This window comes from Ruegeria sp. SAZD013 (genome assembly GCF_059612525.1).
On sequence record NZ_JBXWQT010000038.1, the window covers coordinates 214,513 to 234,860 of the forward strand.

At 60.4% G+C, this 20,348-nt stretch carries 20 protein-coding genes; all 20 read left to right on the top strand.

Going from position 1 to position 20,348, the window contains the following annotated elements:
* Positions 1-53 precede the first annotated feature (53 nt).
* The 20 genes from AC2FLU_RS19505 (at position 54) to napA (ending at position 20,341) form a co-directional block, all read left to right on the top strand.
* Positions 54-455 carry a cupredoxin domain-containing protein gene (locus AC2FLU_RS19505; RefSeq protein ID WP_496812088.1) on the top strand — a complete coding sequence of 134 codons (402 nt, stop codon included), beginning with the start codon at positions 54-56 and terminating at the stop codon, positions 453-455.
* Positions 456-655: 200 nt separating this feature from the next.
* Positions 656-1,417 (top strand): uroporphyrinogen-III C-methyltransferase, encoded by a 762-nt coding sequence (gene cobA, locus AC2FLU_RS19510; protein ID WP_480520492.1) that lies wholly within the window; start codon positions 656-658, stop codon positions 1,415-1,417.
* A 46-nt stretch (positions 1,418-1,463) separates the two neighbouring features.
* On the top strand, positions 1,464-1,793 hold the full coding sequence (locus tag AC2FLU_RS19515; RefSeq protein WP_480477375.1) for a c-type cytochrome: 330 nt from the start codon (positions 1,464-1,466) through the stop codon (positions 1,791-1,793).
* Complete coding sequence (locus AC2FLU_RS19520; RefSeq protein WP_480555372.1) at positions 1,790-2,935, top strand: cytochrome D1 domain-containing protein; 1,146 nt, start codon at positions 1,790-1,792, stop codon at positions 2,933-2,935. Before AC2FLU_RS19515 ends, AC2FLU_RS19520 begins: the two co-directional genes overlap by 4 nt.
* A gap of 3 nt (positions 2,936-2,938) precedes the next feature.
* On the top strand, positions 2,939-3,928 hold the full coding sequence (gene ahbB / locus AC2FLU_RS19525; RefSeq protein WP_480520490.1) for a siroheme decarboxylase subunit beta: 990 nt from the start codon (positions 2,939-2,941) through the stop codon (positions 3,926-3,928).
* The gene (locus AC2FLU_RS19530) at positions 3,925-4,374 is read left to right on the top strand and encodes an Lrp/AsnC family transcriptional regulator (protein ID WP_480520488.1); all 450 of its coding nucleotides are present in this window, start codon (positions 3,925-3,927) and stop codon (positions 4,372-4,374) included. Before ahbB (AC2FLU_RS19525) ends, AC2FLU_RS19530 begins: the two co-directional genes overlap by 4 nt.
* Positions 4,371-4,853 carry a siroheme decarboxylase subunit beta gene (gene ahbB, locus AC2FLU_RS19535; protein ID WP_480494078.1) on the top strand — a complete coding sequence of 161 codons (483 nt, stop codon included), beginning with the start codon at positions 4,371-4,373 and terminating at the stop codon, positions 4,851-4,853. Before AC2FLU_RS19530 ends, ahbB (AC2FLU_RS19535) begins: the two co-directional genes overlap by 4 nt.
* Positions 4,854-4,857: 4 nt before the next feature.
* Positions 4,858-6,072 carry a heme d1 biosynthesis radical SAM protein NirJ gene (gene nirJ, locus AC2FLU_RS19540; protein ID WP_496715975.1) on the top strand — a complete coding sequence of 405 codons (1,215 nt, stop codon included), beginning with the start codon at positions 4,858-4,860 and terminating at the stop codon, positions 6,070-6,072.
* A 76-nt stretch (positions 6,073-6,148) separates the two neighbouring features.
* Positions 6,149-7,672 (top strand): cytochrome D1 domain-containing protein, encoded by a 1,524-nt coding sequence (locus AC2FLU_RS19545; RefSeq protein ID WP_480520481.1) that lies wholly within the window; start codon positions 6,149-6,151, stop codon positions 7,670-7,672.
* Positions 7,629-7,892: a hypothetical protein gene (locus AC2FLU_RS19550; protein WP_480494072.1), complete on the top strand. Its 264-nt coding sequence runs from the start codon at positions 7,629-7,631 to the stop codon at positions 7,890-7,892. The genes AC2FLU_RS19545 and AC2FLU_RS19550 overlap by 44 nt, the downstream gene beginning before the upstream one ends.
* 544 nt (positions 7,893-8,436) lie before the next feature.
* On the top strand, positions 8,437-10,614 hold the full coding sequence (locus AC2FLU_RS19555; protein ID WP_496809439.1) for a 4Fe-4S binding protein: 2,178 nt from the start codon (positions 8,437-8,439) through the stop codon (positions 10,612-10,614).
* 14 nt (positions 10,615-10,628) lie between these two features.
* Positions 10,629-12,536: a TAT-dependent nitrous-oxide reductase gene (gene nosZ, locus AC2FLU_RS19560; protein ID WP_480484303.1), complete on the top strand. Its 1,908-nt coding sequence runs from the start codon at positions 10,629-10,631 to the stop codon at positions 12,534-12,536.
* Positions 12,537-12,538: 2 nt separating this feature from the next.
* The gene (locus AC2FLU_RS19565; RefSeq protein WP_496809440.1) at positions 12,539-13,795 is read left to right on the top strand and encodes a nitrous oxide reductase family maturation protein NosD; all 1,257 of its coding nucleotides are present in this window, start codon (positions 12,539-12,541) and stop codon (positions 13,793-13,795) included.
* The gene (locus AC2FLU_RS19570; RefSeq protein WP_480559916.1) at positions 13,785-14,678 is read left to right on the top strand and encodes an ABC transporter ATP-binding protein; all 894 of its coding nucleotides are present in this window, start codon (positions 13,785-13,787) and stop codon (positions 14,676-14,678) included. Before AC2FLU_RS19565 ends, AC2FLU_RS19570 begins: the two co-directional genes overlap by 11 nt.
* A complete protein-coding gene (locus AC2FLU_RS19575) occupies positions 14,675-15,496 on the top strand; it encodes an ABC transporter permease (protein ID WP_480625442.1) in 822 nt (273 codons plus the stop codon). Before AC2FLU_RS19570 ends, AC2FLU_RS19575 begins: the two co-directional genes overlap by 4 nt.
* Positions 15,493-16,008, top strand: a complete 516-nt coding sequence (locus AC2FLU_RS19580; RefSeq protein ID WP_480625443.1) for a nitrous oxide reductase accessory protein NosL — start codon at positions 15,493-15,495, stop codon at positions 16,006-16,008. Before AC2FLU_RS19575 ends, AC2FLU_RS19580 begins: the two co-directional genes overlap by 4 nt.
* Entirely contained in the window at positions 16,005-16,898 is an 894-nt protein-coding gene (locus AC2FLU_RS19585; protein ID WP_496715861.1) for an FAD:protein FMN transferase, read from the top strand. The genes AC2FLU_RS19580 and AC2FLU_RS19585 overlap by 4 nt, the downstream gene beginning before the upstream one ends.
* A gap of 148 nt (positions 16,899-17,046) precedes the next feature.
* Positions 17,047-17,562, top strand: a complete 516-nt coding sequence (napF, locus tag AC2FLU_RS19590) for a ferredoxin-type protein NapF (RefSeq protein ID WP_480520467.1) — start codon at positions 17,047-17,049, stop codon at positions 17,560-17,562.
* On the top strand, positions 17,559-17,852 hold the full coding sequence (locus AC2FLU_RS19595; RefSeq protein WP_480520465.1) for a chaperone NapD: 294 nt from the start codon (positions 17,559-17,561) through the stop codon (positions 17,850-17,852). The genes napF and AC2FLU_RS19595 overlap by 4 nt, the downstream gene beginning before the upstream one ends.
* Positions 17,849-20,341, top strand: coding sequence for a nitrate reductase catalytic subunit NapA (gene napA, locus AC2FLU_RS19600; RefSeq protein WP_480520463.1), 2,493 nt, complete (start codon positions 17,849-17,851; stop codon positions 20,339-20,341). The genes AC2FLU_RS19595 and napA overlap by 4 nt, the downstream gene beginning before the upstream one ends.
* The last annotated feature ends 7 nt before the right edge of the window (positions 20,342-20,348 follow it).

A 20,348-nucleotide genomic window follows, 5' to 3' on the forward strand; every position in this document is an offset into this window, starting at 1 on the left:
AGTTTGGGGCCGGTTCACCCGGCCCCAAACACCTTGGAAAGGAGACATGGACCATGAAACCCCACCGCCTTCTTCCCGCGCTGCTGCTTCTTGCCGCGCCAGCCTGGTCAGATAAAACCGCCGAAATCTGTGCTGAAGCTGAAGAGCGTTATGTCGAGCTGTTCGGACACCCCTCGGCCTCGGTCGAGGACGCCAAGGTGGTTTTGATGTACAACTACAATTTCTGCCCGTTCGAACTGACCGTAAAGGCAGGTACAACTGTCCGATGGGTGAACGTCGACAAGCGCACCAGCCACAGTGTGTTGCTCAAAGATGGCAGCGAACCCGAAAGCGACCGGCTGTTCCCGGAAGAAACGGTTGAAATAACCTTCCTGACACCGGGACCTCAGGATTATCTCTGCGGGCCCCATTGGGAGACACAGAACATGATCGGGATGATCACTGTCGAGCCCTGATCTGAGCTATTCCTACAGGCTGAAAACGGAGCGCGGGCGCAAATCCCGCGCTCCTTAACTTATGTCAAGGAGGTTGGTTTTCGATTGCGCCAATCTGCCCTCATGACACGCCCGGCCTACCCAGCAACGTCCCGCAAAAGCATTGGACTCGCGCAGGAAACCCCGGGTTTCGAAGACATTCAGACCCAGCGAGTTTGAACATGAGCGGTAAGGTTTTTCTGATAGGTGCAGGCCCCGGCGACCCTGAACTAATGACGCTGCGTGCCCTGCGAATGCTGCAGGAAGCAGATGTGGTGGTCTATGACAGACTGGTGTCTGCCGACATCCTGAATCTGCACGCCGAAGGCGCGCGGCTGATCCCTGTTGGGAAAGCGCCCAAATGCCACACCGTCCCACAGGACCGGATCAACGAAATCCTTCTGGAAGAGGCCAGCGCAGGTCACACGGTCGCCCGTCTGAAAGGTGGCGATCCGATGATCTTTGGCCGCGGCTCGGAAGAAGCCGCTTATCTGATGGCCCATGGCGTGGCGGTCGAATACGCACCGGGGATAACGGCGGCGCAGGGCGCGTCCTGCTCGACCGGCGTGCCGCTGACCCATCGCGGTCTGGCCACCTCGGTTCAATATGTCACCGGACACCGGCAGGCAGACAAAGTGCTGGATCTGGACTGGAAACGCCTGGCCGACCCAGACACGACGCTGGTGGTCTATATGGGAGTGGCCAACATCGGCCAGATCGCCATGGGGCTGATGACCGAAAACCTGCCGGGATCGACGCCGGTTCTGGCCATCGGAAATGCAACGACACCTGATGAACGCCGGCTGGTGTCACGGCTGGACCAATTGGCCAACGACGTGCGCACCTCCGGGCTGAAGGCGCCAACGCTTTTCATCATCGGCAAGGTTGTTTCACTTTATGCCGAACAGCCCGTGGCGGACATTCTGGAACGGGCCCATGGCTAAGCTGGGGTGCAGAAAACATGTGCCGTGCCCCGCGCCGAACAGAAATGTGCCTGGCCGCACGGGGTGGGTCGCCCGAACCTTTCTGACAACTGCGGTTCTGGCTGCAACGTCCGCCTTTGCTGCCGATGTTATTGATCCCAACGCACTGAAAAGACTTGTGCATCAGGATTGCGGTTCGTGCCATGGGCTGTCGCTGAAAGGCGGCCTGGGGCCCGATCTGCGCTCGAAAACACTGGAGCATTATGACGCCGAGGTTTTGACCGGCGTCATCCTTGACGGCATCCCCGATACGGCGATGCCCCCGTGGCGGCCTCTGATCAGCGAAGAAGAGGCCGAATGGATTGCCCGATACCTGCTGGAACAGGAGGCACGATGAAATACCTTATCCTCAGCCTTGCGGCGACATTGATGATGACCGCGGCCCAGGCCGAGCCGATGGCGACAGGAGACCTTGGGCTGGTGATCGAACGTGCCAGCGGATCGGTCCTGTTGGTGGACCAGTCCGACCGTGCCGCTCTGGCCCGGATAGAAGGATTGGGCGACTTGTCCCACGCCTCGTTGGTCTATTCACCGGATGAACGTTTTGCTTATGTCTTTGGCCGCGACGGTGGCCTGACCAAGGTTGACATTGTCACCCGCCAGATCGTGAACCGCGTTGTGCAGTCCGGAAACGCCATTGGCGGCGCGATCTCGGACGACGGTACGCTTGTGGCGGTATCGAATTACGAACCCGGCGGTGTGCGCGTGTTTGATGCGCAAACGCTGGAGATGGTGGCTGACATTCCCACTGGCAGCAAAACGATTGGTCTGGTCGACGCGCCGGGCCGCCGCTTCGTTTTCACCATGTGGGACACGGGCGAAACATGGATCGCGGATTTTGCACAGGGGGCGCCTGAGATCACCAGGATCACCGATATCGGCAAGAACCCCTATGACGCGCTAATCACTGCCAATGGCCGCACCTATATCGCCGGCCTGTTTGGCGAGGATGGCCTGACCGCGCTTGACCTGTGGTCCGACAACCCGGAACCGATCCGCGTTCTGCCCGGCTATGGCCGTGGTCAGGAGGAAATGCCGGTCTACAAGATGCCCCATCTGGAAGGTTGGGCGCTGACAGGGTCCGAATTCGTCTTGCCCGCCGTTGGCCACCATGAGGTTTTGTGGGTAGACGCCGCCACTCTGACCGAGACCGGACGCACACAAACCCACGGACAGCCGGTCTTTGCCATGGCCCGCCCGGACGGGCGACAGGTCTGGGTTAACTTTGCCCACCCGCTGAACGATACCATTCAGGTCATCGATACTGTCAGCAAACAGATAATTCACGAGTTCAAGCCCGGCCCGGCCGTTTTGCACATGGAGTTCACACCACGCGGGCACGAAGTCTGGATCAGTGTGCGCGATGCGAACAAGGTCATGGTTTATGACACGCGTAGTTTCGAAAAACTGCGTGAGATCGAGGCCGAAAGCCCGTCAGGCATCTTCTTTACCGCGCGTGCGCACAAAACGGGTCTGTAAGTCATGCAACACATTACAGACCCGATCGACCGCCGCTTGCTGGATGAATTTCAGCGCGATTTCCCGGTAATCGAACGCCCGTTTCAGGTTCTTGGAAACGCAGTTGGGCTTGACGAAAGCGAAGTCATCCACCGCCTGACCAGAATGCGCACCACGGGCCGCATCACGCGGGTTGGCGCAACCATTACACCCGGCGTGGTGACGGCCAGTACTCTGGCGGCAGTCTCCGTCCCGGAGGAGCGGCTGGAGGAGGTCGCCGCCCTGATCGACGCCGAACCGGGTGTAAACCACAATTATCAGCGCGAGGACGCCTGGAACCTCTGGTTCGTCGCAACCGGCCCTGATCGGGCACATGTGGATGATACCCTCACACGGATCAGCCGGGTCACCGGGCTGCGTGTTCTGGATTTGCGGCTGGTGCGCCCTTTCAACGTTGATCTCGGGTTCCGCATGATCGGCGGGGTCAAAACCGTGCCCACAGCACGTCAGGTGGATGCGTCTGCGATGCGCGAGGGTGATCGGTGTCTGCTGCAGACGCTGAGCTCGGGTTTGTCTCTGGTCGCCGAACCTTATGCAGATTTGGCACATTCACTGAACCGGGACGTTGATGATGTGATGGCGCGAGTCATCGCGTTGCATACTGCCGGTATCATTTCGCGGCTGGGCGTCATCGTACGTCACCGGGCTCTTGGCTGGTCCGCCAATGCGATGGTTGTCTGGGACTTGCCAGCAGAGCAGATCGACACAGCCGGCCCCGCTTTGGCGGCTTTCCCCGGTGTGACATTGTGTTACGAGCGCAACCCGGTGCCCGGTGTGTGGCCATATCGCCTGTATTCCATGATCCACGCGCGGTCCCGCAGCGAAGCATTGGACGTACTGGCCCGTGCGACGGCCTTGCCCGAACTGACGGGTGCACGGAACAAGGTTCTGTTCTCAACCCGCTGCTTCAAGCAGACCGGTGCGCTGATTCAAACCAAGGAGGTCGCCGCATGACGCTGGACCAAACCGACCGTGCGATTCTGAACCGTATGCAGGACGATCTGCCACTGGTTTCACATCCTTACGCAACAGTCGCCAAAGAACTTGGACTGACCGAGGCCGAATTACTGGCACGCCTGACGCGCATGAAAGAGTCCCGTGTCATCACACGTTTTGGGCCGTTTTTCGATGCCGCAGCAATGGGCGGTGCCTTTTGCCTCTGTGCGATGGCCGTTCCGGCTGGGGAATTCGAAGCGGTCCTGACCAAAGTCAATGCACATCCCGAGGTCGCCCATAATTATGAACGTACGCACCGGCTGAACATGTGGTTCGTTTTGGCCACGGAAACGCCCGAAGGGATCGAGGCCGCAGCCGATGCAATCGAACGGGAAACGGGGATCGAGGTTCTTTGTTTCCCCAAACTTCAGGAATTCTACATCGGCTTTCGGGTGGCGGCATGATCGACGCAACAGACAGACAGATTATCCAAGCACTGCAGGGCGGATTGCCGCTGGTTACCGCCCCATATGCTCAGGTTGCTGATGATCTGGGGATGCAGGAAGCCGACCTGCTTGAGAGGCTGTCAGCCCTCAAAGCACGCGGCGTAATCCGCCGCATCGCAGCCGCCCCTAACCACTACAAGCTGGGAATGACCTCGAACGGCATGACTGTCTGGGATGTCGAAGATGACCGCATCGCCGAATTGGGCGCTCAGATCGGTGCTCTACCCTTTGTCACCCATTGCTATGAACGCCCGCGCGCCTTGCCCGACTGGCCCTATAACCTGTTTGCCATGGTTCACGGTTCGGATCGGGATGAAGTCGAGGAAAAACGCGCCCAGATCACTGCGATCTTGGGTGACGCCTGCCGGGCCAAGGATATCCTCTATTCCACGCGCATCCTGAAAAAGACCGGTTTGCGCCTGAAAAAGAAAGGCTGAGACGATGTTTCGCCTGACCGAATACATGCACCAGCTGGTCAAACCGACCCCGGTGCGAAAACGCCGCCCCGGCCCTGTGAAGCCGGTGGTGATCTGGAACCTGACGCGGCGCTGCAATCTGAAGTGCCGTCATTGCTATACCGTCTCGGCGGATGTTGCGTTCCCGGGCGAGCTCAGCCACGAGCAAGCCATGGTAACCCTTGAGGATCTGGGCCAGTTTCGCGTCCCGGCCCTGATCCTCTCGGGTGGGGAACCACTGGACAGGTTCGATTTCTTCGACATTGCCAAACGTGCCCGAAACCTTGTGCCGATGCTGGCGCTGTCGACCAACGGGACACGAATTCATGATGAGACCGCCGACATGATTGCCGATGTCGGATTCAACTATGTTGGCATCTCGTTGGATGGGATCGGGGCCACGAATGACTGGTTCCGCGGTGTTGAAGGGGCTTTTGCAGACGCCCTGCGCGGTGTGCGTGAATGCAAGAGGCGCGGCATCAAGGTTGGCTTGCGGTTTTGCCTGACCGAAGGCACGCAGCATCACCTGCCGGACCTGCTTCAGCTATGCGACGACGAGGGCGTCGACAAGTTCTACCTTTCGCATCTGGTTTATGCCGGGCGCGGTGACAAGAACCGCGGCGAGGATGCCGAACATCAGCGCACCCGCAAGGGAATGGATCTGCTGTTGGAGCGCGCGTGGGAGGCTGCCTCGGGCGGTCGCCCGCTGGACATCGTGACCGGCAACAATGACGCAGATGCGGGGTATTTCCTGAACTGGATTCGTACGCATTTCGACGCTGACAAGGCCGCGCATGTCCGCGAGCATCTGGCCGCTTGGGGAGGAAATTCCAGCGGTTTGGGCGTGGCCAATATCGATAATCTGGGCCGGGTCCATCCTGACACGTACTGGTCCGATTACACAGTAGGCAACGTTAAGACGACATCGTTTTCCGAGCTTTGGACCAGCGACGATCCGATGCTGGCTATGCTGCGCACGCGTCCGCGCCCCCTTAAAGGGCGCTGTGGGGCTTGCGAGCTAAAGGATGTCTGCGGTGGCAACACCCGCATCCGAGCCCTGCAACTGACCGGTGATCCCTGGGCCGAAGATCCGGCCTGTTACCTGACAAACGAAGAAATCGGTGTTGACGACGCAGGCGAGCGTCTGCAGGTTACGCCGTTCCGGGGGAAAAGCCATGATCCGGCGCATCAATTCTTTTAGTTCCGTCTGCTCTGAGCCTTCGACATGGGCGCCAGAGACACCTAAGGGGGCCTCCGGCGGGAGTATTTTTGAAAAGATGAAGCTCGTGTTGATGTGTTCTGTGCTGGGCGCTAGTGGTGCCTGGGCGGATGCACCAACGGATTATGCTGAACATTGTGCGTCCTGCCACGGTGAAAACCGCTTGGGCGGCGTCGGCCCGGCCTTGATCCCCGAGACGCTCCAGCGCATGCGCGGGCCCCGCATCGCAGCGGTAATAGCCGAAGGGCGCGCGGCGACGCAAATGCCTGCTTTCTCGCACGAACTTGACGCTTTGCAGATTGAAGAGCTGGCCGGCTGGCTAAAATCACCGCTGGAAACCGACCCCGAATGGGGCGAGGCCCATATCATGAACAGCCGCACGCTGGATGACGGTTACATCCCCGTTGAGGCGCCAGTGTGGTCAAGTGACCCGATGAACATCACCCTGGTGGTCGAAACCGGGGATCATCATGTCAGTGTGCTGGACGGTGACACGTTTGAGGTTCTGGACCGGTTCGAGACACCCTTCGCGGTTCACGGCGGGCCGAAGTTCAGCCCGGACGGGCGTTACGTATTCATCATGTCCCGGGATGGCTGGGTTCAGAAATACGACATCTGGGCCCTGCAACAGGTGGGGCGCGTACGGGCAGGGCTTAACAGCCGTAACATCGCAATGTCCGGCGACGGCAAGTGGCTGGCCGTTGCGAATTATTTGCCCAACAGTCTGACCTTGCTGTCGACCGAAGACCTGTCGGTGGCAAAAGTCATTGCGATCAAAGGAAAAGCGGGAAAATCCAGCCGCGTATCCGCAGTGTATCAGGCCCCCCCGCGTGAGAGCTTTGTTCTGGCGCTCAAGGATGTTCCCGAGATCTGGGAGGTCTTCTACGGAGCCAACCCGCCGCAATCCGGGCTGGGTCACGACTTTCGCATCGAAGGGCAGTTCAAGAACCCCGATCCTTTCCCGGTGCGCAAGATCACAACGCCCGACTATCTGGACGATTTCTTTTTCGATCAGAGCTATGAATACGTCATGGGTGCCGCGCGCGATGGCAAGGGCGGACAGGTGATCGACCTTGTTATTGGGCACAAGGTGGCCGATCTGGACTTGCCGGGGATGCCGCATCTAGGCTCGGGGATTACGTGGAAGCATGGCGATACGACCGTTATGGCCACGCCGCATCTGACTGACGGCACGGTGTCGGTGATCGACATGGGGACTTGGGAAACCGTCAAGCGGATCAAGACCGAAGGGCCGGGATTCTTCATGCGGAGCCACGAGAATTCGCCTTACGTCTGGGCCGATGTCTTCTTTGGCCCCAACAAGGATGCCATGCATGTGATCGACAAGCAAAGCCTTGAAATCATAAAGACTTTGCGCCCTGCCCCGGGCAAGACCGTGGCACATGTAGAGTTCACAAAGGATGGCCGCCACGCGCTTGTGTCGATCTGGGAAGATGACGGCGCGGTGATCGTTTATGACGCGCAGACGCTGGAAGAAGTGCGCCGCCTGCCGATGCGTAAACCATCTGGGAAGTACAATGTCTGGAACAAAATCACCTTCTCGGAAGGCACCAGCCACTGAGGGCAAATGGCCGGTCTGGAAACTGGCCATTCTGCTTTATCCGGCCACCATGTTGACCGTGGCTATCAACCTGTTTCTGGCCGGGCTGATCCTGCACAGTGCCGGATTCTCAGCGATAAAACCGGTTCCGGCGATCCTGTGGTCAATCCCGTTGGGCATTCCGGCGACATGGTTGGCCGGGCGCTGGGTTCGAGGGTTGATGGATGAAGCTGACGGGTAGCTGCAAATTCGCGAGCACCTGATCTAAGTCAAGTCTCCGCCTAACAGAATCCCATAGGGTTCGGGAAAGAACGCCGAGTTGGATTCTCAATGCCCACCTTCCACCCCTCGCATAGCTTGTTTGATCGCGTGTCCCGTGCGGTGTGTGGTTTGGTGGGCATTTTCCTGTTGCTTTTGCAAATGCTTGGTCCGGTGCTGGCGAGTCCCGGTGAGAGCATGTGGGTGGAGATCTGCTCGGAGGCGGGCGCGGTCTGGGTCCAAGTTGACCTTGAAGAAGGGCACGACGATCCAACCGCGCCCTGCCCGAAATGCGCGGACTGTGCGCTTTGTGCGGTGAAGGCGTCAGCACCGATGCCGGGCGCTTTGCTGTCCGCAAGCGTCGGAAATGTTCAAAATGTACGCATTGAACATGGGGAGCAGTGCATTTTGTACAGCCCCAAACACCTGTGGCCCGAAACCCGAGGGCCACCGTTTGCGACCCGAGAAGAATCTGAACGCGCCCCGCGCGCGTCCATGGCGTCCACCCAATTGATCGGAGGTGCGCCGTGGTCGTAAGTCGCGCAATCCATTTCCTTCTGGCCCTCGTTCTGTCCTGCAGTGTTGCAATCAGTGCACGCGCCGACAGTCTTGCCAGCTTTCTTCCTGATATCGATCCGGCTGACCTGGCCCCAGGCGCCGACGCGTTTGGCCCGGTACGCAGCGACGTGAAGGTTGCCCCTGTCCTTCGGGGTGGCGAGACGATCGCATGGGCTTTTCTGACTTCGGACTTTGTCGGCACGACCGGCTATTCCGGCAAACCCATTCACGTGGTTGCCGCCATTGATGCGGACGCTGTTCTGACCGGCGTTCAGCTGGTCAAGCATTCCGAACCCATCGTGTTGATCGGCATTCCCAATTCCCGCATGGTCGAACTGACCGAAGGCTATGCGGGCCTTGACCTGAAACGAGAGGCCGAGACCGGGGGTGAGGGGCATGACCTCGACATTATCTCGGGCGCGACCGTGACGATCATGGTGATCGATGACAGCCTTGTGCGCGGCGGGATCAAAGTGGCCCGCGCGCTGGGGCTGGGTGGATTGTCTCCGGTACAAGCTGGAGGTCCGCAGCGCGAAGTCGACATGGCGCAGGATGCCATGTACGACTGGACCACATTGTCGGGAGACGGCTCGGTCCGGCGGATGACGCTGGATGTCGGGCAGGTCAATGCCGCCTTTGAAGCCACAGGGGATCAGCGCGCGATCAAGCGACCCGAACCGGGCGAGCCGGATGACACCTTCATCGACATGCACATGGCGCTTGTTTCGGTCCCGTCGATCGGCAAGTCACTGCTGGGTGAGGCTGAATACCGGAACCTGACCAACTGGCTGGATGAGGGCGAACAGGCCATTCTGGTTCTGGGCCGGGGGGCCTATAGCTTCAAGGGATCGGGCTATGTCCGGGGTGGAATCTTTGACCGGATTCAGCTGATCCAGGGCGACAGCTCGGTGCGGTTCTTTGACAAGCAGCAGCGCCGTCTGGGTGAGGTTGCCGCGCCAGATGCTCCCAGCTTTACCGAACTGGATATCTTCAAGATCCCGGCTGATGCCGAGTTTGACCCGGCCGAGCCGTTCCGCCTGCAATTGCTGGTGCAGCGTGCCGTCGGGGCGGTTGAAAAGACCTTTCTGACCTTCGATCTGGGATACAAACTGCCTGAACAGTACCTGTTGCCCGTCACCGCGCCATCGGTCGTGGATGATGCAACGGGCGAAGCGGCCGCCAAGGCCGCCCTGTGGCAGCGCATCTGGAAGGATCGCACTGTCGAGATCGCCGGGCTTGGTGTCATGCTGCTGGTGTTGACGGCGACGTTCTTCTTCCAGTTCCACGCCACGATGAATGCGCGCGTCTTTTACTGGTTCCGCATCGGGTACCTGACGATGACCCTGTTCTTCATCGGCTGGTATGCCAACGCGCAGCTGAGCGTGGTGAACCTGATGGCGCTGGCGGGCAGTTTACGCACGGGGTTCTCGTGGGACGCGTTCCTGCTGGATCCGCTGGTCTTTATCCAGTGGTTTGCCGTGGCCGCCGCCCTGTTGTTCTGGGGTCGTGGAGCCTATTGCGGCTGGCTGTGCCCGTTTGGCGCGCTTCAGGAGCTGACCAATAAGATCGCACGGGCGTTTAAAGTGCCGCAATGGACTTTGCCCTGGGGTCTGAACGAGCGGCTCTGGCCTGCGAAATACATGATCTTTTTGGGTCTTTTTGGTCTGAGTTTCGTGTCGATCCCGCTGGCCGAGCAATATGCCGAGATCGAGCCGTTCAAGACCGCGATCATTCTGAAATTCATGCGCGACTGGCCGTTTGTGGTCTTTGCGCTGGTCCTGCTGGGGATCGGGCTGTTCATCGAACGGTTCTATTGCCGCTATCTTTGCCCGCTGGGCGGAGCGCTGGCGATCCCTGCCCGTATCCGCATGTTCGACTGGCTGCGCCGCTACAACGATTGTGGCACGCCCTGTCAGACCTGCGCCAATGAATGCCCCGTTCAGGCGATCCACCCCACCGGTGAGATCAATCCGAACGAGTGCGTCACCTGCCTGCATTGTCAGGTGCTCTATCAGTCCGAGGACAAATGTCCCGTCGTTATCCGCCAACTGAAACGGCGGGCCAAGACCGGGTCGGTCACACCTAAGACCCCCCTCGGGCAACCACCGGCGAACCATCCAAACGCCAAACCGAAAACCGTTTCCTAAAAGGAGGAACGACCATGTCGGACCAAGAAAACAAACTGAACATCACGCGCCGCGGTATGCTGGGGGCCACTGCCACCGGTGCCGTCATCGCCGGGACCGGTCTGGGATCGACCCTGATGACCGCGAAAGAGGCCAGCGCTGCCGCCAAGCAGCATCTGGAGCCGGGCGAGCTGGACGAATATTACGGCTTCTGGTCGTCGGGCCAGACCGGCGAACTGCGCATTCTAGGCGTGCCGTCCATGCGCGAGCTGATGCGGGTGCCGGTGTTCAACCGCTGCTCGGCCACGGGCTGGGGCCAGACCAACGAGTCGCTGAAGGTTCTGACCGAGGGCCTGCTGCCTGAAACCAAGGAGTTCCTGGCTGCAAACGGCAAGGTCACCTATGACAACGGCGACCTGCACCACCCGCATATGTCGTTCACCGACGGCACCTATGATGGCCGTTATCTGTTCATGAACGACAAGGCCAACACCCGCGTGGCCCGTGTGCGCTGTGACGTGATGAAATGCGACAAGATCATCGAGATCCCGAACGCGCATGACATCCACGGCCTGCGTCCGCAGAAATTCCCGCGCACCGGCTATGTCTTTGCCAACGGTGAGCACGAGGCCCCGCTGGTCAATGACGGCCAGATCCTTGATGATCCGTCACAATATGTGAACATCTTTACTGCCATCGACGGCGACACCATGGAAGTTGCATGGCAGGTGATGGTGTCGGGTAACCTCGATAACACCGACTGCGACTATCAGGGCAAATACGCCTTCTCGACCTCGTATAACTCGGAAATGGGTATGAACCTGGCCGAGATGACCGAGAACGAGCTGGACCATGTGGTCGTGTTCAACCTCAAAGGTATCGAAGAGGCCGTAGCGGCCGGGAACTATCAGGAACTGAACGGCGTCAAGGTCGTGGACGGGCGTAAAGAGGCGGGTGGAAACCTGACCCGGTACATCCCGATCCCGAACTCGCCACACGGTGTGAACGCAGCGCCTGACAAGAAACACATCATGATCAACGGCAAGCTGTCGCCGACCGTGTCCGTGATCGATGTGGAAAAGGTCGATGCGCTGTTCAGCGAAAACGCCGATCCGCGTTCCGCTGTTGTCGCCGAGCCGCAGCTGGGTCTTGGCCCGCTTCACACGGCGTTCGACGGCAAGGGCAACGCTTATACCACCCTGTTCCTGGACAGCCAGGTGGTGAAGTGGGACATCGCCAAGGCGATCGAGGCCTATGCGGGTGCTGATGTTGACCCGATCGTCGACAAGGTCGACGTGCATTACCAGCCGGGCCACAACTCGACCTCGATGGGTGAAACTGCCGAAGCCGATGGCAAGTGGCTGATTTCGATGAACAAGTTTTCGAAAGACCGCTTCCTGAACGTAGGCCCGCTGAAGCCCGAAAATGAGCAGCTGATCGATATTTCCGGCGACAAGATGAAGGTGGTCCATGACGGCCCGACCTTTGCCGAGCCGCATGACTCGATCATTGTTCACCGGTCCAAGGTGAACCCGGTGAATGTCTGGGACCGCAACGACCCAATGTGGGAAGAGGCGCGCGCGCAGGCTGCCGCTGACGGCGTCGATCTGGACGAAGGTGCCGAGGAACCGATCCGGGACGGCAACAAGGTGCGGGTCTACATGACCTCGACCGCGCCCGTGTTCAGCATGGAGAAGTTCACCGTCAAACAGGGTGACGAAGTGACCGTTTATGTCACCAACCTGGATGACGTGGACGATGTGACCCACGGCTTCTGCCTGTCGAACTTCGGTATCGCGATGGAAGTTGCACCGCAGGCCACGGCCTCGGTCACGTTCATTGCCGACCGTCCGGGCGTGCACTGGTTCTATTGCCAGTGGTTCTGCCACGCGCTGCACATGGAGATGCGCGGCCGGATGTTTGTTGAGCCGCGGAGCGCATAAACATGCGTTGGCCCCTGCTCATACCGCTCCTGCTCGGCTCGCGCCTTTGGGCGGCGGACTGGGATGTGCCCAACCGGGCGGGGGCCATCAACGAGATACTGGCGCAGGCGGCGGATGGGGACACCCTTCGCCTGAGCCCCGGCGATTACGTCGAGCAGTTGGTTCTGGACCGGCCCGTGACCCTCGACGGGCTGGGACAGGCCACCATCGACGGACAAGGCCAAGGCAGCGTGATCACAGTGACCGGGCCGGGCGTGACCCTGCGCGGGCTTACGGTGATCGGATCAGGCTCGGATCATGACGGGATCGACAGCGGCATCCAGCTGACCAAGACGGCGCGCGCGCCGGTGGTCGAGGATAACGTGCTGCTGGGCAATCTTTACGGCATCGACATACACGGTGCGAAGGACAGCATCGTACGACGCAACCGGATTGAAGGGCGGCAGGATCGCCACATGAACGCGCGTGGCAATGGTGTCTATGTCTGGAACGCGCCGGGTGCGGTGGTTGAAGGCAATGACATCCGCTATGGCCGCGACGGGATCTTTGTGAACTCGTCCAAGAAGAATACCTTTACCGGCAACCTGTTCCGCGATCTGCGGTTTGCCGTTCACTACATGTATGCCGACGACTCGGTCGTCAGCGACAATGTCTCGATCGGCAACGATCTGGGCTATGCGGTGATGTTCACGACCAATGTGCGGGTCGCCAACAATGTCTCGATCGGGGACCGCGAACATGGCGTGATGCTGAATTACGCCAACAAGAGCGTCATCACCGGCAATGTGGTGAAAGGTGCCAAGGAAAAATGCACCTTCCTCTATAACTCGAACAAGAACGAATTCACCGACAACTGGTTTGAGGGATGCGGCATCGGCATCCATTTTACCGCTGGCAGTGAACGCAACCGCATCGTTGGCAATTCATTCATCGGCAACCGGACGCAGGTGAAATATGTCTCGACCAAGTGGGTCGAGTGGTCCGAAGACGGGCGCGGCAACTACTGGTCCGATTTTGCCGCCTATGATGTGGATGGCAATGGCATCGCCGATGTCCCCTATCGACCCAATGACAGTATGGACCATGTGCTGTGGACCCAACCCGCAGCCAAATTGCTGCTCGGCTCGCCTGCCGTGCAGCTGGTGCGCTGGTCGCAATCAGCCTTCCCGGCTTTGTTGCCGGGGGGTGTGATGGACAGCAACCCATTGATGCAAGCCCCTGAACCCCCAGCTATGAAAAAGGTGCCTCATGACGGATAAGGCCCTGTCAATTGACCATGTCAGCAAGAACCGGGGGAAAACCTGCGTTCTTGACGATATCACCCTATCCCTTGCCCCCGGTCAGCGCGTGGCGCTGCTGGGCCATAACGGCGCGGGAAAGTCGACCCTGATCAAGTCCATCCTTGGCCTGACGCCCATTCGGGACGGGGCCATTCGGATCGGGGACGCCACCCCTGGCAGCGCGCAGGCGCGACAGGATACGGCGTATCTGCCCGAGGCGGTCTCGTTTCACCCGGCGTTGACCGGGCGCGAGCAGCTGACACTGTTTGCGAAACTGTCCGGGTCAAAAGCCGATGTGCCCGGCCTGTTGGAGCGCGTTGGTCTGAGCGATGCATTGGATCGCAGGATCGGGGCTTATTCCAAGGGGATGCGGCAACGTCTGGGGCTGGCGCAGGTGCTGCTGGGACAGCCGAAAGTGGCGCTGCTAGACGAGCCGACATCCGGCCTGGACCCGATCTCGCGGCAGGACCTTTATGCCATCATTGATGAATTGGCCGCGCAGGGTACCGCCGTGCTGATTGCCAGCCATGCTTTGACCGAGGTTGAGGCGCGCACCGACCGGATCGCCATCATGCGCAAGGGTCGGATGGTCGCCGATGACACGCTGAACAACCTCTCGGCGCTGGCCGGGCTGCCGATCCGCCTGAAGGTGCGTGCCAGCGCCAATGCGGATGCCTTGGCCGCCGAACTGGGCGGCAACCGGATCAACGGCGCGTCCGTTGAGCTGCTCTGCACACCCGAAGACAAGATGGAGGCCCTGCGCCGGATCGCCGGGTTGGGCGATGCGGTGGCGGATGTGGAAATGACACCGCCCAAGCTGGAGGACCTTTATCGCCACTATGCACAGGAGGAGAGGACATGACCCGCTTCCTTGCCATCACCCGAACTGAAATGCTGATCCTGCGTCGCAACCGCTGGCTGTTGGTTGCCACGCTGATCATGGTGCTGTTCGCCTTGGCGCTGACCTTTGCGGGCAGTGCGCCCACCGGCACATTGGGTGTCGATATGCTGACCGTATCTGTCGCGTCGATGACCACGTTGTCGGTCTATCTTGCGCCTTTGCTGGCGCTGATGATTTCCTTCGATGCCATCGCGGGCGATGTGGACCGGGGCAGCCTGTCGCTGCTGCTGTCCTATCCGGCCGGGCGCGGGGAAATCCTGTTGGGCAAGTTCTGCGCCCATCTGGCCGCGCTGGCCTTTGCCATGACCGTCGGTTTTGGCACCGCAGGTGCGGTAGCCGCGTACTTTGGTGGTGCGGGGCCGGAAAGCCTGATGGCGCTGGTGCGACTTGTCCTGACCTCGATCCTGCTGGGCGCCGTGTTTCTGGCGCTTGGATACCTGCTGTCCGCTTTGGCGAGGGGCGCCACGGCGGCGGCGGGTCTGTCGGCCGGGCTTTGGCTGGTTTTTGTCGTCCTTTATGATCTGGGCCTGTTGGGGGCCGTCGTCATGGACAAGGGCGGCGCCTTCACCCAATCCGTCTTTCCATGGGTGATGGTGGCCAACCCGGCCGACGCTTTCCGTTTGTGGAACATCGCCGCGACGGAAGGCGTGGCCATGGCTTCGGGCATGACCGGGGCCGCACAGGCCCTGCCGGTCTGGGCCGCGCCCGCGTCGCTGATGATCTGGCCGGTGCTGGGCTTTGCCCTCGCCCGGCTGGCTTTCCGGAGGGTTGAGCCATGAGACGTCTTGCCCTGATCGCATTGCTCGCACTGGCGGCCTGCAAGGAAGAGCTGGCCGAGGCCCCCGACCCGGTCGATCTGACACCCGATGCGCTGAGCTATTTCTGCCAGATGAATGTCGCCGAACATGGCGGCCCCAAGGGGCAGGTTCATCTGGAAGGCTATCCGGCCCCGCTTTTCTTTGCACAGGTGCGGGACATGGTGGCCTATCTGAAAAGCCCCGAGCGCGATGCGGATATCACGGCCATCTATGTCAGCGATATGGGCGTTGCGCCAAGCTGGCGGCAGCCGGGGATTTCGAACTGGATCGCTGCGGATGGTGCGACTTTTGTGGTTGGTGCCGATGTGGCCGGCGGCATGGGCGCGCGCGAAGTGGTGCCTTTTGCCGATCCTGCCGATGCCCAGGTTTTCGCGGATACCTATGGCGGGACCGCGATGCGCCTGCCCGACATTCCTGATGCCGAAGTGCTTGGACCGGTCGATCTTGATCTGAAGTTGGAGACCCCCGTATGACCGCCCTGTCCCGTCGCCGATTTCTAATCATTTCGGCCGCCTGTGCGGCCTCCCCGGCCATGGCCTTTGACACGCACTGGCGCGGCACCGCCCTTGGGGCTGCCGCCAGCCTGCGGCTGGTCGGGCTGACAGATGCCGAGGCCGTACCAATCATTGCCGCCGTCGAGGGTGAGGTGACCCGGCTGGAGGATATCTTCAGCCTGTACCGTCCGCAGTCACAGCTGAGCCGCCTGAACCGCGACGGTGTTTTGACCGAACCCGCGCCTGAGCTGTTGAATGTGCTGAGCCTGAGCAGTGCGCTGCATCAGGCATCCGGCGGCGCATTCGACCCCAGCATTCAGCCCCTGTGGTATGCCTTGGCAACAGGCGCTGGCCCCGAAGATCTGGCTGCCGCCCGCGCTGCTGTGGGCTGGGAACGGGTGTCTTTCGATGCCGCGTCGGTGCGACTGCCGGTGCCGGGTCAGTCGGCCCTGACGCTGAACGGTATCGCCCAGGGAGCGATCACGGATCGGATCGCTGCGCTGCTGCGTGGCTTTGGCCTGCGTGATGTTCTGGTCGACATGGGAGAGGTTGCCGCCTTGGGTGTGCGTGGCGACGGCACGCCCTGGAAAGCCGGGTTGGCCGCGCCGGACCAGCGGGTTTTGAAACGGGTCGCGCTGCGTGACCGCGCGGTCGCGACATCATCGTCGCTGGGGACGCAGCTGGGACAGGGTTTGGGCCACATCATCACCCCGGACGGGCCTGCAAACCGGGACAGAACGGTTTCGGTTTCTGCCCCTGACGCGGTGATCGCAGATGGGCTGTCTACTGCGATATGCGCGGCGCCCGAAAGCCAAGTAGCTGAAATCTTGAGATATTTTATCGGAGCCCGTGTCGAGCTGAATGTATGACGCATGGTCGCAAATCTCAGGTGGGTCAGGAAAATTCACCAAGAACATGATATTCGCGAAAAACATGATATAGGTCAATTCGTGCGCTGCTTCGCGCAGTTAGGAAGTAAGGACGCGAACCAATCTATCCACACTCGAGTCGCCAGCCATGAGCCAGTTGACCAGCAGACGCGCTTTTCTGAGCGCACGTATCCTACGGGAGGATCCTGATGCGATTCGACCGCCGGGCGCGGGCGTGACAGGCTTTGCCGATCTGTGCACAGGCTGTGAAGACTGCGCCGGGGCCTGCCCGGAAGACATCATCACATTCGACGACAGCGGCTTTCCGGTTCTGGATCTTTCCGCAGGCGGCTGCACCTTATGCGGTGCATGTGCCGAAATCTGCCCGACCCCGGCGCTGTTGCCCGAGCGTGTGGCCGAGTGGCCGTGGCGCGCACGGATCGAGGCCGCAAGCTGCCTGTCGATGAACGGGGTGAGCTGCCGCCTGTGCCAGGACACTTGCGAACAGGAAGCCATCCGCTTTCGCCTGCAACTGGGCGGGCGGGCTGAACCGGCGCTTGAAACCGAAACCTGTATCGGATGCGGCATATGTTCTGCCGCCTGCCCTGCCGGGGCCATCACGATGCACCGCCCCGCCCCTTTGCACCCGGAGGTGACCCAATGAATATCTGTGGCTGTCTTGTCCACATCGCCCCCGATCACACCGACGCCGCGCGCGCGGCGATAACCGGCACCGATGGCGTCGAGCTTCATGCGGAGGCCGAGGATGGCCGGTTCGTCGTGGTTGTCGAGGATACAGCCGACCGGCTGGCCTCGGAAACCATCATGGATCTGCACCAGATCCCCGGCGTGATCTCATTGTCGCTGACCTATCACCATTTCGAAGATCCCGCGGAGGTTGCTCCGCGTCCTGATGCTCCAAGCCAACCGTCCAGCAGGAGGCCCATGCAATGACCATCTCTGAATCCCGTCGTACATTCCTGAAAGCGTCCGCAGCGGCTGCCACGGCCTCGGCTGCCGGCATCCCACTGGCCGCTGGTTCGGCCAGCGCTCAGGCCGCCGCGCCTGATATCCGCTGGGACAAGGCCGCCTGCCGGTTCTGCGGTACGGGCTGTTCGGTTCTGGTGGGCACCAAGGATGGTCGCGTAGTCGCCACGCAGGGCGACCCGGATGCGCCGGTCAACCGGGGTCTGAACTGTATCAAGGGCTATTTCCTGTCCAAGATTATGTATGGCAAGGACCGCCTGACCACGCCGCTTTTGCGCAAAACCAACGGCGAATATGACAAGAATGGCGAGTTTGAGCCGGTCAGCTGGGACGAAGCCTTTGACGTCATGGCTGCCAAGTGGAAAGAGGCGCTGGCCAAGAAAGGCCCGACCAGCGTGGGCATGTTCGGTTCTGGTCAGTGGACCGTCTGGGAAGGTTATGCGGCGGCCAAGATGATGAAGGCCGGGTTCCGGTCGAACAACATCGACCCCAACGCGCGTCACTGCATGGCTTCTGCCGTGGTCGGCTTTATCCGCACCTTCGGCATCGACGAGCCTATGGGCTGCTATGACGACCTTGAGCACGCGGATACGTTTGTTCTGTGGGGGTCGAACATGGCCGAGATGCACCCGATCCTGTGGTCGCGTCTGACCGATACGCGCCTGACCAAGCCGGGATGCGAAGTGCATGTTCTTTCGACCTTCGAGCACCGCTCGTTCGAGCTGGCCGACAATGGCATGGTGTTCAACCCGCAGACCGATCTGGCGATCCTGAACTATATCGCCAATTACATCATCCAGAATGGCGCGGTGAACGAAGAGTTCGTCAAGAACCACGTCAATATCACCAAAACAGCCACCGATATCGGTTATGGCCTGCGCGACAATCATCCGCTGCAACAAGAGGCCGCGAACCCCAATGTCGGCAAGATGGAACCGATCAGCTTTGAGGAATATGCCGAGGCGGTGTCGGAATACACGCTGGAATACACTTCGGAACTGTCCGGTGTTCCGGCGGACAAGCTGGAGCGTCTGGCCCAGCAATATGCCGACCCGAACCGCAAGGTCATGAGCCTGTGGACCATGGGGTTCAACCAGCATACCCGCGGGTCGTGGGTGAACTCGTTGATGTACAACGTGCACCTGCTGGTGGGCAAGATTTCCGAGCCCGGAAACTCGCCCTTCTCGCTGACCGGTCAGCCGTCGGCCTGCGGGACCGCGCGTGAGGTTGGCACCTTTGCCCACCGTCTGCCTGCCGACATGGTTGTCATGAATGACGAGCACCGCAAGATTTGTGAAACCGCCTGGAACGTGCCTGCGGGTACCATTCCGGCCAAGCCCGGCTTTCACGCCGTGCAGCAGCACCGCAAGCTGAAGGATGGCGATCTGAACGCCTATTGGGTGCAGTGCAACAACAACATGCAGGCCGCACCGAACATCAACGAAGAAGGCTATCCCGGGTATCGCAACCCCGAAAACTTCATCACTGTATCAGACCCCTACCCGACCGTCACGGCCGTGTCCGCCGACCTGATCCTGCCTACCGCCATGTGGGTCGAGAAGGAAGGTGCCTATGGCAACGCGGAACGCCGTACCCAGTTCTGGCGGCAGCAGGTCAAGGCACCCGGCGAGGCCAAGTCGGACATGTGGCAGGTGATGGAATTCTCGAAACGCTTTACAGTCGAAGAGGTTTGGGGCGAAGAGTTGCTGGCCACCATGCCAGAGCATCGCGGCAAGACCATGTACGAGGTTCTGTTCGCCAATGGCAGCGTCGACAAGTTCCCGCTGTCGGAAACGGCCGAGGGCTTTGACAACGACGAATCCGAGCATTTCGGGTTCTACGTTCAGAAGGGTCTGTTCGAGGAATATGCCAACTTCGGGCGCGGCCACGCGCACGATCTGGCTCCGTTTGAAACCTATCACCAAGCCCGTGGCCTGCGCTGGCCGGTCGTGGATGGCAAGGAAACGCTGTATCGTTTCCGCGAAGGCTATGACCCTTATGTGCCCGAAGGTGCGGGCGTGAAGTTCTATGGCAAGAAGGATGGCAAGGCGAGCATCATCTTTGCGCCTTACGAACCTGCGGCCGAGGAACCGGATGCCGAATATGATCTGTGGCTGTGCACCGGTCGCGTGCTGGAACACTGGCATTCGGGGTCGATGACACGCCGTGTGCCAGAACTGCACCGCGCCTATCCCGCTGCTGTGGTTTACATGCATCCGCAGGACGCCAAGGATCGGGATCTGCGCCGGGGTCAGGAGATTGTTCTGTCCACCCGTCGGGGCGAGGTCACCAGCCGGGTCGAAACCCGTGGGCGCAACAAGGTGCCGCGCGGTCTGGTGTTCATGCCGTGGTTTGATGAAGGCCAGCTGACCAACAAGCTGACGCTGGACGCGACCTGCCCGCTGTCGAAAGAGACCGACTTCAAGAAATGCGCCTGCAAGGTCGAGCGCGCATAGGCAACAA